Annotated in this window: 16 protein-coding genes; 7 read left to right on the top strand and 9 right to left on the bottom strand. The window is 57.8% G+C overall.

The window, feature by feature from the left end; genetic code table 11:
- Window positions 1–135: 135 nt before the first annotated feature.
- Complete coding sequence (locus tag HMPREF2975_RS10630) at window positions 136–594, bottom strand: Hsp20/alpha crystallin family protein (RefSeq protein ID WP_070727721.1); 459 nt, start codon at window positions 592–594, stop codon at window positions 136–138.
- A gap of 233 nt (window positions 595–827) precedes the next feature.
- Between HMPREF2975_RS10630 and HMPREF2975_RS10635 the strand changes: the two genes are divergently transcribed.
- Window positions 828–1,334 carry an ACT domain-containing protein gene (locus HMPREF2975_RS10635; protein ID WP_227469379.1) on the top strand — a complete coding sequence of 169 codons (507 nt, stop codon included), beginning with the start codon at window positions 828–830 and terminating at the stop codon, window positions 1,332–1,334.
- Here HMPREF2975_RS10635 and HMPREF2975_RS10640 read toward each other — a convergent pair.
- A complete protein-coding gene (locus HMPREF2975_RS10640) occupies window positions 1,331–2,539 on the bottom strand; it encodes an oxidoreductase (protein ID WP_070727724.1) in 1,209 nt (402 codons plus the stop codon). The two genes, HMPREF2975_RS10635 and HMPREF2975_RS10640, sit on opposite strands and share 4 nt — an antisense overlap.
- 225 nt (window positions 2,540–2,764) lie before the next feature.
- Here HMPREF2975_RS10640 and HMPREF2975_RS10645 point away from each other — a divergent pair, with 225 nt between their 5' ends.
- Together HMPREF2975_RS10645 and HMPREF2975_RS12640 are read left to right on the top strand one after the other, a co-directional pair.
- Entirely contained in the window at window positions 2,765–4,090 is a 1,326-nt protein-coding gene (locus tag HMPREF2975_RS10645) for a DUF4921 family protein (RefSeq protein WP_070727727.1), read from the top strand.
- Between the two features lie 245 nt (window positions 4,091–4,335).
- Entirely contained in the window at window positions 4,336–4,491 is a 156-nt protein-coding gene (locus HMPREF2975_RS12640; protein WP_157843524.1) for a hypothetical protein, read from the top strand.
- An 868-nt stretch (window positions 4,492–5,359) separates the two neighbouring features.
- On the opposite strand, the gene HMPREF2975_RS10650 is transcribed toward HMPREF2975_RS12640, so the two are convergent.
- On the bottom strand, window positions 5,360–6,829 hold the full coding sequence (locus tag HMPREF2975_RS10650) for a type 2 periplasmic-binding domain-containing protein (protein ID WP_092648842.1): 1,470 nt from the start codon (window positions 6,827–6,829) through the stop codon (window positions 5,360–5,362).
- Between the two features lie 214 nt (window positions 6,830–7,043).
- On the opposite strand from HMPREF2975_RS10650, the gene HMPREF2975_RS10655 reads away from it, so the two are divergent.
- Entirely contained in the window at window positions 7,044–7,292 is a 249-nt protein-coding gene (locus tag HMPREF2975_RS10655; RefSeq protein ID WP_070727732.1) for a DUF4235 domain-containing protein, read from the top strand.
- A 71-nt stretch (window positions 7,293–7,363) separates the two neighbouring features.
- Window positions 7,364–9,067, top strand: coding sequence for a phosphoenolpyruvate--protein phosphotransferase (locus tag HMPREF2975_RS10660; RefSeq protein WP_070727734.1), 1,704 nt, complete (start codon window positions 7,364–7,366; stop codon window positions 9,065–9,067).
- On the opposite strand, the gene HMPREF2975_RS13015 is transcribed toward HMPREF2975_RS10660, so the two are convergent.
- Genes HMPREF2975_RS13015 through HMPREF2975_RS13150 form a run of 3 tightly spaced genes read right to left on the bottom strand, consistent with a single transcriptional unit; the run spans window position 9,056 to window position 12,100 of the window.
- A complete protein-coding gene (locus HMPREF2975_RS13015) occupies window positions 9,056–11,440 on the bottom strand; it encodes an AAA family ATPase (RefSeq protein ID WP_070727740.1) in 2,385 nt (794 codons plus the stop codon). The two genes, HMPREF2975_RS10660 and HMPREF2975_RS13015, sit on opposite strands and share 12 nt — an antisense overlap.
- Window positions 11,441–11,452: 12 nt before the next feature.
- Window positions 11,453–11,866 carry a sterol carrier family protein gene (locus HMPREF2975_RS10670; RefSeq protein ID WP_070727965.1) on the bottom strand — a complete coding sequence of 138 codons (414 nt, stop codon included), beginning with the start codon at window positions 11,864–11,866 and terminating at the stop codon, window positions 11,453–11,455.
- 42 nt (window positions 11,867–11,908) lie between these two features.
- Window positions 11,909–12,100: an NAD(P)H-dependent oxidoreductase gene (locus HMPREF2975_RS13150; protein WP_074026211.1), complete on the bottom strand. Its 192-nt coding sequence runs from the start codon at window positions 12,098–12,100 to the stop codon at window positions 11,909–11,911.
- 171 nt (window positions 12,101–12,271) lie between these two features.
- Here HMPREF2975_RS13150 and HMPREF2975_RS10675 point away from each other — a divergent pair, with 171 nt between their 5' ends.
- Window positions 12,272–13,321 carry a zinc-binding dehydrogenase gene (locus tag HMPREF2975_RS10675; protein ID WP_070727743.1) on the top strand — a complete coding sequence of 350 codons (1,050 nt, stop codon included), beginning with the start codon at window positions 12,272–12,274 and terminating at the stop codon, window positions 13,319–13,321.
- A gap of 223 nt (window positions 13,322–13,544) precedes the next feature.
- Complete coding sequence (locus HMPREF2975_RS12335) at window positions 13,545–14,006, top strand: hypothetical protein (RefSeq protein WP_141757415.1); 462 nt, start codon at window positions 13,545–13,547, stop codon at window positions 14,004–14,006.
- A gap of 512 nt (window positions 14,007–14,518) precedes the next feature.
- Here the strand turns inward: HMPREF2975_RS12335 and HMPREF2975_RS12145 are convergent.
- The 3 genes from HMPREF2975_RS12145 to HMPREF2975_RS10690 form a co-directional block, all read right to left on the bottom strand.
- Window positions 14,519–15,439 (bottom strand): glycoside hydrolase family 172 protein, encoded by a 921-nt coding sequence (locus HMPREF2975_RS12145; protein WP_157886392.1) that lies wholly within the window; start codon window positions 15,437–15,439, stop codon window positions 14,519–14,521.
- 194 nt (window positions 15,440–15,633) lie between these two features.
- Complete coding sequence (locus tag HMPREF2975_RS10685) at window positions 15,634–16,509, bottom strand: carbohydrate ABC transporter permease (RefSeq protein WP_070727749.1); 876 nt, start codon at window positions 16,507–16,509, stop codon at window positions 15,634–15,636.
- 7 nt (window positions 16,510–16,516) lie between these two features.
- Window positions 16,517–17,416 carry a carbohydrate ABC transporter permease gene (locus HMPREF2975_RS10690; protein WP_193600048.1) on the bottom strand — a complete coding sequence of 300 codons (900 nt, stop codon included), beginning with the start codon at window positions 17,414–17,416 and terminating at the stop codon, window positions 16,517–16,519.
- Between the last annotated feature and the right edge of the window lie 20 nt (window positions 17,417–17,436).

The following is a 17,436-nucleotide window of genomic DNA, read 5'->3' on the forward strand; positions in this document are numbered from 1 at the left end:
CTTATTTCAGATCCCAGCAAGCGGGTGGTTCTGTACCGCGCTAGTCGCCGGATCTATGCGGATCCCGGCAAAGCAGAGCGTGAGTACCGCAGCCTTCTGGCCTCAGTGCCTCGGCTCCTCGCGCAGAGGCCGACTTCAGTTTTCGTCGGAGTCGCGCGCGTCAGCTTCGATGGTCTGCGCTTCGTCATGAGCACTGTCCTCCACCGCAACAGCGATCTTGCGCGGTTTGGCAGCTTCTGCGACCGGAATGGTCAGCGTCAGAACACCGTCACGGTACGAAGCGGAAATTCCGTCCAGAGCCACTCCGTTGCCCAGTGTCAGCTGACGGGCAAACGCACCGGATGGGCGCTCGTGGGAGAGCCACTGAATATCTTTGGCTGTCTCCGCCTTACGCTCAGCGCTGATGGTCAGCGTGCGCTCTTCCACGTCAATGTCGATCGTGGAGGGGTCAACACCGGGCAGATCCATCTTCGCGATGAACTCATCGCCGCTGCGGTACAAATCCAGCGGCATGCCGGGGTTGGCCGGAGCCTCACGCATCACTGAGTTGAAAATACGGTCCATGTCACGCATGGGATCAAAACGAGTCACCATAACAATCTCCTTCACTTGTCCAAGGCTCTCGGCCCCCTCGTGACCGCACCTTGGTGGCTCTTTCCAGAGCCTCTATTCGCTTGATGGTTCTAGTCTGCATCGACGAGGATGGCTCCGCAAGCAAAGTTGAGTCTCTTTCACTCAAGGCTGAAAGTTGACACACCTAGACTCAACTTTCAAAAGTAGCTGCACTTGTCGATGACTCACTGTGACGATCACCGAATTGCAGGCCAATGTCCCCCCAACAGAAGTCCCTTCAACTCGCAGGTCTTCATTGTGAGACACCCTCGCAAACAGACGACGCGATCGGTATCGTCGAAGACATGTCCGGATTAAAAGATCTTGATTCAGTTCTTGCAGCGCTTGACGCCACCCCACAGGGTGTCTACGTCTTTGCGTCAGTTCACTCCATTCCTGAGGGGCTCCAGCCTTTCGCAACAATCCAGGAAGAAGAAGGCATCACCGTTGTCGTCGCTGAAGACGATGCGCGCGAAGCTGGCCTGCCGATGGACGAACGCTATGCTCTGATCACGTTGGGCGTGCATTCCGCACTGGATTCAGTGGGCATGACCGCCACCATCACCCAGACACTCGCATCGCGATCCATCAGCTGCAACGTGATCGCCGGCTACTACCACGACCACCTTTTTGTTCACGTGGATCGAGCAACGGAAGCGGCATCCATCCTCGACAATCTGGCACGTCAGGCACGAGGCTGGCTGCCACCAGCCCAGGCCTAGTACCGCGCGGTGCCACGCAGATACGGATCTGGCCACGCCATCTCGGAGCGAAGACGCACCGCCCATACGTGCGGCAGCATCGGATCAGTCAGAAGCGGGCGCCCCACTTCGATCATGTCGGCGCGACCGTCCACCAAAATCTGTTCCGCCTGTTCAGCTCCCGTAATAAGGCCCGCGGCTGACACCGGCACATCGGTAATTCCTGCATCATGCAGGCCTGTGCGGACAGCCTCCGCGGCGAACACCTGATATCCCACGCCACCGTGGATACGGGCATCCGGCACGTTCCCTCCGGTCGACATATTGATCATGTCGACACCGCGAGCGCCTTCGTGAGCACTGAACTCAGTGCCGGGGCGTGCCAGTTCACGGGCAAGACGTACTGTTTCTTCCAGTGTCCAGCCGTCGCGACCATCCTCGGGGTATTCCTTCGTCCAGTCAGTGCCCGACAGGCGCACGCCCAGGACGACCTCGTCGCCAATACGTGAACGGATTTCCTGTGCTATGCGGCGCAGGAAACGCGTGCGGCCCTCGAAGTCACCGCCCCACTTGTCAGTGCGTGTGTTGGAAAATGGTGAGAGAAACTCGTGAATCAGGTAGCCGTGAGCGCCGTGGATCTGCACGCCGTCGAAACCTGCGCGCATGGCCCGCTCTGCCGCGTCACCAAACGCGCGGATCAGGCCGTCAATTTCCTCACCTGTTAACTCACGAGGCGTCCCCAACCGCTCATTGAACGCCACGGCCGACGGGGCAACGGTTTGCCACTCAAGTTCATGGTCGCGTTGATCCGAGATCGGAAGGTCACGCCCTGCCTGGCGTGCCCAGCGGCGAGAATGTTCCACCGCCCAATCCACCGGATCTGACGCCTTACGTCCGGCGTGGCTGAGTTGGATCAGGGCAGTCGAACCGCCAGCGTGGATCGCGTCAGCTACGCGCGCAAAGGCCGGGATTTGCTCGTCAGAATGCAGGCTCAGGCAGTACGGGGAGATACGCCCCTCTGGCACGACCCCGGTCGCCTCGACAATGACGGCTGCTGCACCGCCGAGCGCCCTCGCACCATAATGCACCACATGCCAGTCGGTCGGCTGCCCCATTGTGGGGCCTGACGGGAGGGCGGAGTATTGACACATCGGAGGCATCCACACGCGGTGTGCAATGCGGCGCGCTCCCACTTCAATCGGTTCAAACAAACGCACACGAGCCATGCGTCCACCCTACCGATGTTCGGCGTCCTCACGATAGCCCGACAGCAGTGCACCACTGAATTCACTGAGCGCATACATAGAATCGGGGGAGCTGCCGCCACGAAGCGGCGTCTGCCTCGTTACCCCTGATGAGAGGGCGAACATACGCCGCAAGAGAACAGGAAATTGCTGCCGAGCCTGTGCCGGGCCCGTCAGATGAGGGCGAGTGCGACTACGCTAGGAGGTATGGCGAAGGAGCAAGAGACCCACGACCGGGCCATTGTGCGGCTAGCTGATGGCACCGTCAAACAGACGAACCTGCTGTCCGGCACTGAAGTGTGGACCGTTCCCGGCCGGGGACACCGCCCTTTATCCGTGCCAGTTGAGACGCCCGAGCAGCTCGACCCAGATCAGCACGGCAAATACTGCGCCTTCTGTGAGCAGCGCTATCTGGAGACTCCACCCGAAAAGGCTCGTCTGATTCGCGACGAGGACGGCAACTGGAAACAGCTCGAAGCACTGCCAGCCGATGAGCTGACGTCGACTGTCGCTGAGTTCCGCCGCATCCCAAACCTCTTCGAAATCGTGTCCTACAACTACTGGCACCTCAACCACGGTCACGTTCCATCTGAAGCTGAGCACCGTCGAATGGCTGAATACCTGGCTTCCTCGACTGGCTATGACCACGTGATGCGGGTTGTGCGCGCGCGGATGATGGCGGGCGGCATGTCCGAGGAGGACTTCGATGCTCTGTCCGATTCAGAAAAGCTCCAACAGGCGAACGGGTTTTTCTCCGGTGGTCACGACGTGATCGTTGCGCGCCGACACTATGTTGATGGCGCGACGGATAATACGCAGCTGGCGGGGTCTGGCACCCTCACCCCGGAGGAGCACTATCAGTACACGGCATTCACTACCCGCGCGATGGCTGACCTGTACGGGTTGGATCCTGCTGTCAAGTACGTGGCAGCGTTCCAGAACTGGCTTAAACCGGCCGGCGCGAGTTTCGATCACCTGCATAAACAGCTGGTCGCAATTGACTCTCACGCGGTTCAGACTGAGGCAGAGCTTTCCCGCCTGCGAGCGCAGCCGGATCTATACGACGACATTTTCTCGGTCGGTGTCACGCGACGCCTGCTGATTGCGCAGAATGAGCACGCCATTGCGCTGGCCGGTTTTGGTCACCGCTACCCCACCATTGCGATCTGGCCGCTGGGCGAGCCGGTCAACCCATGGCACGCCTCCGATGAGCAGGTTCGCGGAGTTTCTGACTTGCTGCATGCTGCGCACGTGGCCACCGGGGTCGACGTGCCATGTAACGAGGAGTGGTATCACCGACCGCCCGGGGTGTCGACGCCGATGCGGTGGAGGATTTTGCTCAAGTGGAGAATCTCCACATTGGCCGGGTTCGAGGGCGGCACTCGCATCTACCTCAACACGATCGACCCGTGGACTGTGCGCGAACGCGTTGTGAAGCGCCTGCTCGAAGAGCGCGGAAAGGGCACGATTGCACCGATGAAGATCGGTGATGAATGTTCGGCTGATCCGAGCCTGCTGCACGGCGAGGGGTGACGTTCTGTCCGCGCGACGCGGTCCGACCTTCCACTCCACAATTCCTGGGCAGCAGAGCACAGCGCCGTGCGCCTCACCCTCGAGCAGTGTGCCGCTGGTGTCTCGCAATTTGGGCATATTCCCCCATTAATCTGAGAATTACCTGAAAACTCTTGAGTATGGATTTGATGCCAGCTACTGTGTGGAGAACGTTATTCCGATCAGGGGTGATCCGGTAATCATCCCACCGAAGGAGATGAAACATCATGGCTTCACGTTCACAGATCGCACGAATCGGAGCTGTTTTGGCCATTGCAGGTCTTGCAGTCGCGGGCTGCTCAGGTGGCGGTGCGTCAGACGGCGGCGACATGTCAGTGCCGGGCCAGTCAGAGGTAACTACGGACACCACGACCCAGAGCTGACCCCATCGCTCTGCGAGTGATCAGCGACTGAGCTATTCGTAACCCCGGTGCCCCTGCTGTTTTTCGAAGCAGCAGGGGCACCTTCTGTCACTATCACCCCATCTCTCGTATCTCCTCCACCCGCTCACGTCCCCTCCCCCACTCACGTTCCCTCTCGCACTCACGATCCGCAAACTGACCGCACCACGCCATCTGCTCGCCTCGCGCCCCCGTTTCGGTTTTCCCGCGCAAGACACTCTCTCAGATCTGTCGACTCGCTCGCCTCGCGCCCCCATTTTCAGCTCTCCGGCAGGCAGTGCTTCCTGGTATCTGCGTGCCTGCGCGCACGATGCCCTGGATTTACCCCTCGCGAGTGCACATTCCCCTAGATCTAACCTCCACGGGTGCACATTCCCCTAGATTCTCACTCCTTTTTGCACAATCCCCTAGATCTAACGCCCGCACATTTCACCGCGTTTGTGAACATGCAGGTCACAGGGCATCCTATTTTTCGAGGGTGGCCCCGCCCGCTGTTGATCTAGGGGCTTGTGCATCTCAGCGCCTTAGATCTAGGGGCTTGTGCACCACAGCGCTTTAGATCTAGGGGTTTGTGCACGATGGAGCCTAAGATTTAGGGGTTTGTGCAGCACACAGGCCATGATCCGATCACTGCTCGACCCCGTGACAGGACCACGACGCAACCGGCCAAGCAAGAATAACCGACTGAGGCAAGAATCAACCGGCCGCGACAAGCGCCGACCGATTGACGACATAACGCATTTCGGGGCGGATCGGCACCGTGGCCGCGCACCGCACCGATATTGCAATGCCGGGAAAGCCGCCAAGCGCTGAAAGCTACAGGGAACCGAAAGCCCCCGAGCTGGAGCCGTCAGGAATCAAAAGCACCCGCCCATTTTGGTTGGAGGGTTGATGAGGCTGACCACTGCTCCTCACTCAGTTCCAACGCGCTATCTACGGGAGCTGCCACCCAACTCAATACGCTGTCGCTTGCCAGAGCGGCCGCCTGGTCACCCGGCCATGCGGCCGGCCAGGCAACAGCGTCAAGCGCCATAATGCGCTGTGCCATTGCGCCTTGCACGAAGTCGATCCACGCCTGCGCCCCGGCAGTAGGCAGGGAGCTGGCGGTGGGAACGGTGTCCGCAGTAGCTTGAGCCCCGGTCGTAGCTTCGTCACCCGGCCAGGACGCGACGAACACGGAGCGCTTCACGCAAGTCCCACCGATCAGCGCACCATATGATTCAACGCCGGTGTTGAGCAGCAGCGGCGCATGCGCCAAGTCAGAGGCGGCGACCACGGAATAGTAGGACGGCGCTGCTGTCGACGAGGCTGCTTGGTTGCTTCGCGACGAGGCTGCTGGGTTGCTTTGAGACGAGGCCGGTTGCTCACCTTGAGACCCGGCCGCCTGGCCGCGCGCGCTTTGAGTTCCCGCCGAGCTGTCTTCCGCCGCACCATCGCCCGTGGCGCTGTCTCCAGTTGCGCGCTGGCCACTCGCCCCCTGGGTGTCCGCGCTCACAGGTGCCCCGTGGTCAAGCGCGCTCCACGAGGAGGTTGCGCCGCTCCCCTTGTCGATTCTCACGCCACGCTTTGCGGCGTCCTTCCACCAGGTCGGAGCTTTGTCACCCTTCACGCTCGCCGTTGCCAGCATGAATGCTCTGCCGGCAGCAGAGGTCACCGGGCCGGGAACAGTAAACAGCACGGCATGCGCGTCATCAATCAGCTCATCAAAGGAGGCGGCAGCTTTCCCGCGATTAGCCTCAATAAACAGTCGGTCGACCGCGGCGCACACATCATCACGGCCATAGACCGTTGCATCTTTCAGTCCCAGATCGGCCAGGTCGGCCGGATCCAGTCCCATCAGCACGTCGGGGGTCCCCTCGTCAATAGCGGACAACAGGCTGCCAGCTTCACCACTGCGGCTGATGGGGAGAATTTCGGCCTTGAAGCCGCTGCGTTCGGTGAATTCCTCAAGTAGACGCGGGGGCAGCGAAACCTTGCTATCTGCCACCACGCCGATGCGCACGGTTCCCGTTCCGCGCGTGACGGCAGGGCCTTCGTCAGGTCCAGGGGCACCCTCGGGCCACGACTGGCGCAGCGAATCAGCGGACTGGCTGGTATCGCCTGCTGCGCCCGACATTGACGAGGGGGACGCGCCATCGGCCAACCCGACTGACTGGCTCGACGCGAACGGGTCGGTCACCGCGGTTGGATCGACTGAGGCGGTGCAAGCGCTCAGTGCAAGGGCGACACTCACGCACGCTGCCGCGCCTAGATACATGGGTCGGCGCGCGGATGGGTGTCGGCGCGCTGTGCTGAAGCGTCCTTGTGGCGCAGTGTTCATCGCGGCAGCCTCCCTTGTCGTTTCTGGTTCCATTGTCGCCTGTGCGCGGGCGGTTGCGGCGCATCCAGAGCGTATTTTGCGAACGCGATATTCTTTTTATCACGCGCCGCGCACGCAAATGGGGCATGATTACATCAGAGCCACGCCGCCACGCGTTGAGCTGGCGCTGCGTTGTTCGCCTTTTTGACAACACGTTGAGGAAACGGAGAACACTATGGATATCGGGTGGAAGATTGCAAGCGCCGGGTCAATGGCTCTGTCGGCAATGGTGGCGAACAAGCTGGTCGAAGGCGGTTGGAAGCTTGTCACCGGCAAGCCGATTCCACGCGAAGACGATGACAATGTCCAGATTGTGCAGCTTCTGGCGTTCGCAGCCCTGTCAGCGGTGTGCGTGTCGGTCATTCAGCGTTACGCCATCAAGGGTGCGAAGAAGTGGTACGGACCTGGTCAGATTGACGACTGATCACCACGACGATGTGTGGGCACGACGAATGGTGAATAATGCGTAGTCCCGCATGGTGATCGGAGTTTTCAGTGAGTGAGTTTCATGAGGGGTCGCCGTGCGTTCACTACGGCACTCCGGTTGTCTCTGGTGTGGCGTGGGCGCCCTCGGCGTGGGCCAGGCGCCCGACGCTGCCCGCGCAGGACGAGGCGGAGCTGACGCCTGATCAGCGGCCAGGCGCAATCGACGCGTACATGACGGCAACTGACGTGGTGGCGCAGCGCCTGTTTGAGCGTGCCGAGCACTCTGAAGGCAGCGCGGCCGAGGTTCTTGCCGTCACCGCGTCAATGGCGACCGACAAATCATGGCGCAAGGAGACGGTCAGGTACATCGAGGCAGGCGTTCCCGCTGTTCAGGCAGTGGTACGTGCTACCGCGAAACTGATTGATTCCTTTGAACGCGCCGGTGGCATTATGGGCGAACGCACTACCGACTTGCGCGATGTGCGTGACCGCGTCATCGCTGAGCTGCGCGGGGAGCCGGAGCCGGGTATTCCGCGCACTGATCACCCGGTAGTGTTACTGGCTGATGATCTCTCTCCTGCTGATACCGCAGGGCTTGACCCCTCGATGTATTCCGCGATCGTCACAGAGTTCGGCGGCCCGACCTCGCACACGTCGATCATTGCTCGCCAGCTCGGCATCCCGTGCATCGTGGCGGCCCGCACCATTGGGCAAATTGCCGAGGGTGTCCATGTCCTTGTCGATGCGCATACCGGAACAATTACGACGGGCGCCCGTCACTGTGACGCTCACGACGCAGTTGCTCATGAAGCTGAACGCCTGGCGGCGATCCGTGCCTGGCACGGGCCGGGACGCACGCGCGACGATGTGCGTGTTGAACTGTTGGCAAATGTGCAGGACGATGTGACGACGAGGTTGGCGGCACACTCTGGCGATGCGGAAGGTATCGGCCTGTTCCGCACAGAGTTGTACTTCCTCAACACTCAGGTCGAACCCAGCGTGGACGATCAGGCTGTGCTGTACGGGAAGGTGATGCAGGAGTTCCCTGAATCAAAGGTTGTGGTGCGCACGTTGGATTCCGGCTCCGATAAGCCTGTCCCATTCGCCCCGCTGCTGGAGGAAGCAAACCCGGCTCTGGGTGTGCGCGGTATCCGCACCACTGGCCACAACCAGGAATTTCTGCCCCGCCAACTCGACGCGATTAGATTGGCAGCTTCTTCTGTTGGGCATGAGCATGTGCTCGTGATGGCACCGATGATTTCCACAGTTGCGGAAACCCAGTGGTTTGCCGGCCTTGTCCATGATCGCGGCCTGAAAGCCGGCATCATGGTGGAGGTTCCCTCCGTTGCCATCATGATTGACAAGTTTGCGCCACTGCTGGATTTCGTGTCGATCGGGACGAATGATCTGACGCAGTATGTGATGGCTGCTGACAGAATGTCGCCCCACCTGGCCGAGTACACCGACCCGTGGCAGCCGTCGGTGCTGCGCCTCATTGCCCACACTGCGAAGGTGTGCCGCGAGACCGGCACAGATGTATGCGTGTGTGGTGAGGCTGCTGCTGACCCCTTGCTTGCGTGTGTCTTGGTCGGCATGGGTGTGCAGTCGCTGTCGATGGCATGCCCGGCTATCCCACCGGTGGGTGCTCGTCTGGCGTCAGTGACACTCGAGCAGTGCCAGGCAGCTTCCGTAGCCATCCGTGAGGCAACCAGCCCAGGAGAGGCGCGTCATTTTGCCCGTACCCAACTCCCCCCGCTCGCATCAGCTCACTGAGCGCGCCCAGGAAATGAACTCGTCGGCCGAGTAGACGGGTTTGCCCCACTTTGCGGCGTTCCTGGCTTTGCCGGACATGCTGGTCACGTCCGCAGCGATCAGAACGTCGCATCGCGTCTTTGACACATTGGGCGCGACAGCCAGGCCGCAGGTGTGTGCGAGGTTTTCCATCTGCTCGCGCGACCACACCTCACCGTCACACACAGCCGTGCCGGTGAAGCACACACGCACGGGTATAGCCGCATCACCGCTGTGTTCCTCAATGAACTGCGCCCACGTGGTCTGCTCGCCCCGAGTGCGGTAGTTGATCGCCACTGCGTACCGCCTGCAAAAATCGTCAATGAGCTGCGCGGCGCTGTCACCGAGCGTAAGCCCAGCGACACGTTCTTCGATCAGTGCGGCCACTTTCACCGGATCCCCGTAGGGCACGATTTGTCGCGGTGAGCGCGGCAGGAGCCATGCGGCTCGAGGCTCGTCGACCGGCGTGTATGCCGGTGCGCGTTCGGGCAGACTCGCATCTGCTGCATGTGCTGCGTCGCGCAGCTTTTCGGCCCGTGTGAGCGCGCTTGCTGTGCTTTGTGGCACCTGAACAGTGAGCACTGATTCGAGGGGTGCGACGATGCCGGTACGTTTGAGCTCATCATCCCAGATTCGCAGCATGTCGTCGTGTGCCTGTGCGACGAGGGTGTGGCCGGAAATGCGTTCTTCAACGGCTGGCCATATATCAGCCAGGCGCGGCGCTACCTGCAGGTCAGCGGCACGAATGTCATAGGTCGCTGCGGCATCTCCGATGTCACGCGTCGGGTTGATCAGTGAGGTGAGTGGGGCACCCTCGTCAAATGTGAAGGCGATTTCGAGGGGGCGTATGAACCCGTCGCCGTGACCGCAGGTGAGCGCGCCGCAGTATGCGCGACGGCCAGTGGGCAGGCCGGTTGTGTCAGCCAGGAATGAGCGGATGCGGTGATCGATTTTCACGTCGCGCGGGTAGATGGGGCGTGTCAGCACGAGGCCGTCGAGGCTGCGGCACCGTGACAGCGCTACGTAGAGTTGGCCGGCGGCGAATGTGCCTCCCGACAGGTCGATGACGGCACGGTCGAGGGTTTGGCCCTGAGATTTGTGGATCGTGATGGCCCACGCCAGTTTGAACGGCATCTGCGTGAAGGAGCCGACGACGCTGTGGCGCAGGACTCCACCTTCGACGGTGGGGTGGGTGATCTCCCATGCGTGTGGTTCAACGCTGACTGTCGAGCCGTCGCGCAGTTCAACGAGCACTTCGATGTCGTCATCGACACTGCATTCGATCGAGTCAGTCGCGGCGGTCGCGGCGGTGGGGTCGAAAGTGGGAACGCGGCCGGGCACCGTAGGGGCAGTATCGGGCACGGTACCTGCAGTGATGGGGTCGGACGCGGCCTGGTCGATCCCGTCGGCTCCTCCGATCCCGTCGATCCCGACGACGCGCCCGAGCGAGCCGTTCACCCACCTGTCAGCCGGGTCGTTGGTCAGCATCATGACCTGGGCGCCAACTTTGAATGACAGCACGGGGTCAGTCGGCGGCTCGAACTTGTCGAGGTTGCCTGATTGCGCTCCGTGGCACTGGATGAGCGGTGTCGGCAAATCATCAAGGTGTCGCCGGTTGCGCGCACCGACGATCCGGTTTGTCGTGGCGAGCGTGAGCCAAAACTCGTCCTCTGGTGGCGTGAAATCGTGGTTGACCTTGCTGTTCAGGACGCTGGTGATCGAGCGTGTCATGCGCCCCGACCTGATCGCGTTGAGCATCTGCGTCATCTGAGAATCACCGAGCTGGCGAAAAACCTTCGTCAGGTTGACGGTCGGGAACCGCTCGGCACTGTACGCGCTGGCAGAGAAGAAATACGGGGTGCCAAAAGCGGACGCGAAGTAGTCTTCTTCTCCCGTGTTGACCACGGGCGGCAGCTGGTAGAGGTCTCCGACCAGGACCAGTTGGACTCCTCCAAGAGGCTCCCCAGGGTGTGGCCCGTATTTTTCGAGGGCGAGGCACACCTTGTCTAACAGGTCGGCTCGCACCATCGACGCTTCATCAATGATGAGTGTGTCGATTGAGGCCAGCGTGCGCGAGAACCGCGAAGGCTTATACGTGCCGTTTCGCACGTCGTCGATCGTGGTATGCGGGGTGAATGAGAACAGGCGGTGCAGGGTGTAGCCGTCGACGTTGAGCGCTGCCACTCCGGTGGGCGCGGCGACCACGACTTTACGCTCAGTTGAGGCCATGAAGTAGCGGATCAGGGTGGATTTGCCCGTGCCGGCGTTGCCGGTCAGGAACAGGGACCTGCCGGCTTCCAGCATGTCGAGTGCCCGACGGAATTCGTCGGTGATCTCGATGGGTGGGGTGCTCACAGGGTCATGGTCTCACAGCCCACCGGCATCTGCGGACTGCGAGTGTACGGCAAGGTCGCGGCCATCGAACAGCGGCAACAGCGCGGCGAGATCTGTTCGCTGGCCGGATGCCTGGATCAGGCCGGCGGCGTCCCCCTCGTCCCACGACAGGTCGCCGGTTGCGAGGCGCAGCCACGTGGGCATCGACATTTCGACAACGGCAGGTGGGGTACCTCGACGGTGAGTGGTACCTTTCAGAATCTGGACGGCTCCGGCAGGAGGGACGCGCACTTCGACCGCGCGACCGGGGTGACGCTGCTCGAGCTCCTCCAGACAGAAACGCACTGCCGTCATCTGCTGACGGCGCGGGGTGTCATCGCCCTGTTCGCGCCACGTGCGCAGTGCATCCATGCCGGCATCGAAGTCGATTTTTCGTCGAGGCGTCATGGCGACCATTCTAGGCGCTGATATACAGCTCAGGCCGTGTCATCAGGTATGCGTTGAAGTATGCGAGCTGTGAGCGCAGGTCTTTTTGTGCCATCGCTGTGCCGTAGGGCGATTCTCTGGCTCCGGCAATGATGGTGGGCTTGTTCCCCAGGGGTTTGATCCGTAGAGTCGCGACATCCAGTCGAGGGCGTTCCTGAGAGCTCCGGGAATGGATCGGTTGTACTCCGGGGTCACGATCAGTACGGCGTCTGCTCTCTCAACATAGGACTTTCTACCTAGACGGCGCTAAAATGAACCTGCACAGCGAGTTTCACAGTTGAGACGCAGGGGCATGAAAGCAAGGATGCATACCTGATTGCACCGTCGCCTCGTCGCTGAGCTGAAAACAACCAGAAAGGTATCAACATGGACGGAACAATGCGCGCCCAGCGCTTCTACGCCGACAGCAAGACCATGAAGGTTGAAGACATCCCGATCCCCTCCCCCGGACCAGGCGAGGTCCTCATTAAAGTTGCCTACTGCGGCATCTGCCACTCTGACCTGTCACTGATCGACGGAAACTTTCCACCACAAGTTGACGTGGTGACGCAGGGCCATGAATGCTCCGGTGAAATCGCAGAGCTGGGCGAAGGTGTCACCGGGTGGAAAGTGGGCGACAAAGTTATTCCCGTGTCCGGCAGGTCGTGCGGCGAGTGCCGTGAATGTCGCCGCGGCAACGAAGGAGCCTGCCAGAATCTTGAGCTGATGGCGTTCGCCTATGACGGCGCCTGGGCGCAGTACACCATCACTCCCGCTGCTGGCCTCACGCGAGTTCCCGAGGATGTCCCGATGGATCAGGCAGCGATCCTGGCTGACGCTGTTGCTACACCTTTTAGCGCGGTCAAGCGCACAGGGCGGGTGTCGATCGGCAATGCGGTTGCGGTGTGGGGCCTGGGCGGCGTGGGAACGCATATCGTTCAACTCGCCAAGCTCGCCGGCGCTATCCCGGTCATCGGGATTGACATTAACGACGCGGTCTTGGAACGTGCGAAGGAGTTGGGTGCTGACTATACGTTCCGGTCAGATGATCCGGACTTGATGGAGAAGATTACGGAAGCGACGGGCGGGCGAAAAATCGATGTCGCGTTCGACGCCGTTGGTTTGCAGTCCACGTTCAAGCAGGCCATTGCCTCGTTGGATTTCAATGGGCGAGCTGTCCTCGTTGGCCTGTCAGGTCAGGAAATTGACGCTGGCCCCATCTTGTCTTTCGGTTTGCAGCGCAAGCAGGCGTTCGGCCACCTGGGCTACAAACCTGTCGACATTTACCTGTTGGCAGAGCTGTTGAAGGACGGGCGTCTTGACCTGTCGCAATCGATCTCTGGTGTGGTCCCATTGTCTGAGATCGAACGCGGTATTGAAATGATGGAATCGAAGGAGGGCAACCCGATTCGAATCCTCGTCGATCCGTGGAAATAGTTCCCCAATGATCCCGCCTCGGCGGCATGCTGTGTGAAGGAACGCATCGCTGAGAAGTTAGGCCGTCACATCACGAACGCCCAAACGTAGTGAGTCGCTGGAACTGCTTAACCTCGGGTGGGCGTCAGTTCTACGAACTGACGCCCACATTTGGGATCAGTAAGCGCGAGTTGTATGCGCTGATCGCCCTGCTCCTTCACAATAGATAGCGGGGGAATTCGAGATGGATGACGTGGATTTTCAACAAGCAAAGGCGATGTACATAGCCGCTCGCAAGAATGAGCGTGCACGTATCCGAAGCGCTCTGCAGGTTGCGGGATTCCAAGTCAAATCAGGGAACAACGCCGGGCAAGGATTAAGATCCTACACAAGCGGCGGCCGTCTTTTGCCACCTTTTGACCTTTCAAATTGGATGTGGATTGAAGCACAGCGTGATGGCGTGTGCAAGACGCCGGTTCAGCGAATCATCGGAAACAGAACCGATAATCGTCGCCACTGGCAACATCATGAGAGATATTCTTTCATCTGCCGCCAATACCAACCAGCAATGCACGAACGTTCGCACCCGCAGTTATGCGCGAAATTGATCGTCGATACCTGTTCTTGTCGTGCCTACTCGCAGTCCTTTTCACTCGCCAATGCTCAGTCTCTCCATGCCCTTGAATCAAAAGACATTTCGTCCTAAAAACCTCAGCACGAAAGCAACTATAGCCCTATAGAACGGTTCGCACCTCGACAGTTTCACGTTGAAATGTCACTCAACAGCAAGCGTAGCGCTCGTTCAACGCTGTCCTATCGTCGATCGAGCCAATGGGGAGAGTAGCAGTGGGACCCCTAGAACACGTTCAATATCGAGCAGCTCCCTTAGTATCTCCAACTTCGAGATTACTCGCAAAATAACAGCGATGTGACGCCACTTAAATAGTAACAACATCAATCTCAGCGAAAGAATATTGGAACTGTACTCAACAGAACAAAACAAGAGTCGCCAAGACCCCGGTCCCTTTAAGAAGAAACTCTCTCTATACCGCGTATCTCGAACGTCCATTTTCACTAGACGAAAACAAATAGAGGAACCTGACGCACGTTATAAGATAATTGGAAAATCCGGATGGCTGCTCAACTTCAACTCAATCTTATTCTTGAAGTTGAGCAGCCAAAGGAACTTCCATTCAAACCGCCGCAAACACCAAACATCTACCGTGGGCGCCGTTGCTCTTTTTCAGGCAAGACCCAATCGTCGCCGCTTGGATCAGTTTGGTACCAAAAGGCAACGGTAGTGACATCATCACGACGCTCAAAAAGATAATCACCACGATCCCCGATTTGTTGGAGAGTAACTTTAAGCCTTCGAGAAAATCTCACAGGATCCAAAAGATGCCATCTATACATCCCATGTCCTGGTGGCAGATCTTTGGCATAAGGTGAAACTCGGCTGTTATCACGACTAATCTGCTGATGATACCCCAAGTACAGAGAACAATAAGCCACTGGTTTTGGATCTTCATACCCATCCCACTGGTCACGAAAACCCCAAGCGCCACCGACATAGTCTTCCAAGCCAGTTCCGACAATTGTGGCAAAATCTTGGTCATCATCAATATAAAACTTGAGCTCTCCTTCGCCGTACCAAAATCTCTCTAGTTGGCTCAGAAAAATGAAGCTACCAACGTAAGCTCCCGATCCCTGCGTGTCGAGAACGACATGATCTTGTCCGAGCTGGTTAGTGCCATTAGTGCGTCGCCATTGTGAGTGCAAATAACACAGATCATCGGGAAATGATTCCTCAAGCGAATAATCAACCTGATAGAAGAATCCTTCGACCACTTCAGAGTGGTCACTAACTATTTCAACTACAGCTCTTTCTCTAAATGGCATTTGGAGATAGCAGTTAAGCCCCCCAGTTGGCGCTGCGACCATAACTGAGGAAGAATAGTTAACCACCTCGCCGAATCCACATCCAAAGAAGTCTCCAATTGGAACGTCTATAGCTGGGTTTTCCGCCGAATCCCACGTTATTCTTATCCGGATATTTCTCAGAACGAATGGCTCAGACTTAGTTCTCGCTGGCATAGTGAACCACAGGTGACGAATCTGACCGGGTCCCTTAATATCCACAATCTTGACTGTTTCTCCTGGAGGGATAGATATGCAAGGCCTACCCTTCCTGCCAACTCCTAGCTTCGAGGAGGATCTTCCTCCGTTTCCAGGCGAACCGCACGGGTTTTCTGCCGTTATAGAACGTGAAAGGACGGGGAGATTCCTCGCATAATCAGGGAAATTCATATTAGTTTTCAAGTGACTAATCCTTTTCACTTAACTGCTCCAGCAGTGACGCCCCTCGTCAACGTTCTCTGGAAGAACGCGAAGAAAATGAGCGTGGGTAACAACGTGAGCAGAGATGCGGCCGCCATTTGGGTCACGTCAAGCGTGTTCTGTCCCTTTAGATTTGCCAGAGCAATTGGTAAAGTCTGAGAATCCGGTCCAACCAGCATGATCATCGGAATCAGGAATTCATTCCACGTCCAGACGAAGAAAAACACCAGCAAAACAGAGAGCGAAGGACGCATAATCGGGTAAACAATGCTAATTAGGACCCTGAAACGACCAGCACCATCCACCTGGGCCGCCTCAAGCATTTCTCTCGGAAATGTAGACATTACGGAGGACAACAGATAAGTCCCCATCGCTGCCTGCAGAACAGAGAAAATAATAACAACCGACCAGATCGAGTTATGGAGGCCTATTGCTTGAACACCGTAAAATAGAGGATACAAGAGTGCCTCTTGTGGCAACATCGTTGCGATCAAGAGGACAAAAACAACTCCAGTACGCCCCTTGATTCGACCAATACCAAGTGCGTAAGCAGCCAGAAGTGACAAACACGTGCCGACTAGAGAAGTTACACCTGCTGTAACTATGGAATTAAACAGAAGTCTCGGAAAATTAACCGTTTCCAAGTAACGCTGAAACGCACTCACAGTCCACTGCTCTGGTAGAGCTACCGGGCCATTGATGGAATATTCAGCTGGACTCTTGAACGAGTTAATCACCACCAAATACAGGGGAGCAAGCATCAATACGGCTACAAGGGCGGCAATTACTAAGACGCCATATTTAGTCAAAATAAAAGAAAGCGGTTTCCTCGCCTTATAGGCATCGCGAGCATACTGAGATGTTTTTTGCATCGAACTCTTACTCCTCCTCAATTGCCTTCGACTGCCAATAGACAAGCCCACCAGCTATGACGCAGATCGTTACCGCCAAGACAGTCGCAGATGCCGCTCCATAGCCAACCTTCGATAGCTCAAAGAAGTTCCTGTACGAGAAGAAAGAAGGGACGTACGTCGAGAATTCAGGTCCTCCACGGGTCAGCACCATCACAGGCGCGAACAACTTTATCGCGCCGATAGTTGCTGTCAGAACAACAACGAAAATGTCGGCACGGATGTTCGGAATGGTAATATGCCTGAATCGCTTCCACCAGCCCGCTCCATCTAACTGAGCTGCCTCATACAGAGACGGATCAACTCTCTGCAAACCTGACATGAATATCACAACCGGATATCCGATCTGCAGCCATATCATCATCAACATGATTGAGTACAGCGCTAAGTCCGTGTTCCCCAGCCAGTCAGGCGCGAGTCCTGTACCTACACCACGGAGTATCTCATTTAGTGCTCCATCTCTAGTGTTTAAAATCCAACTCCATAAGACGCCCGCCACGGCGACAGGCAAAATCTGCGGAATGTAATATGTGGCCCTCAAAAATGACGCTATCGCACTATTAAAATGCCTGCCGATAAAGTCAAACAGGGTAGCCGCCAGGATCAAACCAATCACAGTCGGTATAATCGCTATCGCGAAAATCATGTATATAGTGTTCACAAAAGATGACCAAAATAGTTTATCATGCATTAGATCTACATAGTTTGACACTCCAACCCATTTCATCTCAGCCTTACCACCCTTCCAGCTATAGAAGCTCAAAAGTGTGTTCACGATGAGAGGAAGTAGGACCACTACACAAAAACCGATAGCCAATGGTGATAAATAGGCCCAATAACTACGTCGCTCTTTATCTCTCCATCTCATAGGTCGCTTCTTTCGATAGA

Origin of the sequence: Actinomyces sp. HMSC065F12 (genome assembly GCF_001814535.1) — a bacterium.
GTDB lineage: Bacteria > Actinomycetota > Actinomycetes > Actinomycetales > Actinomycetaceae > Pauljensenia > Pauljensenia radingae_A.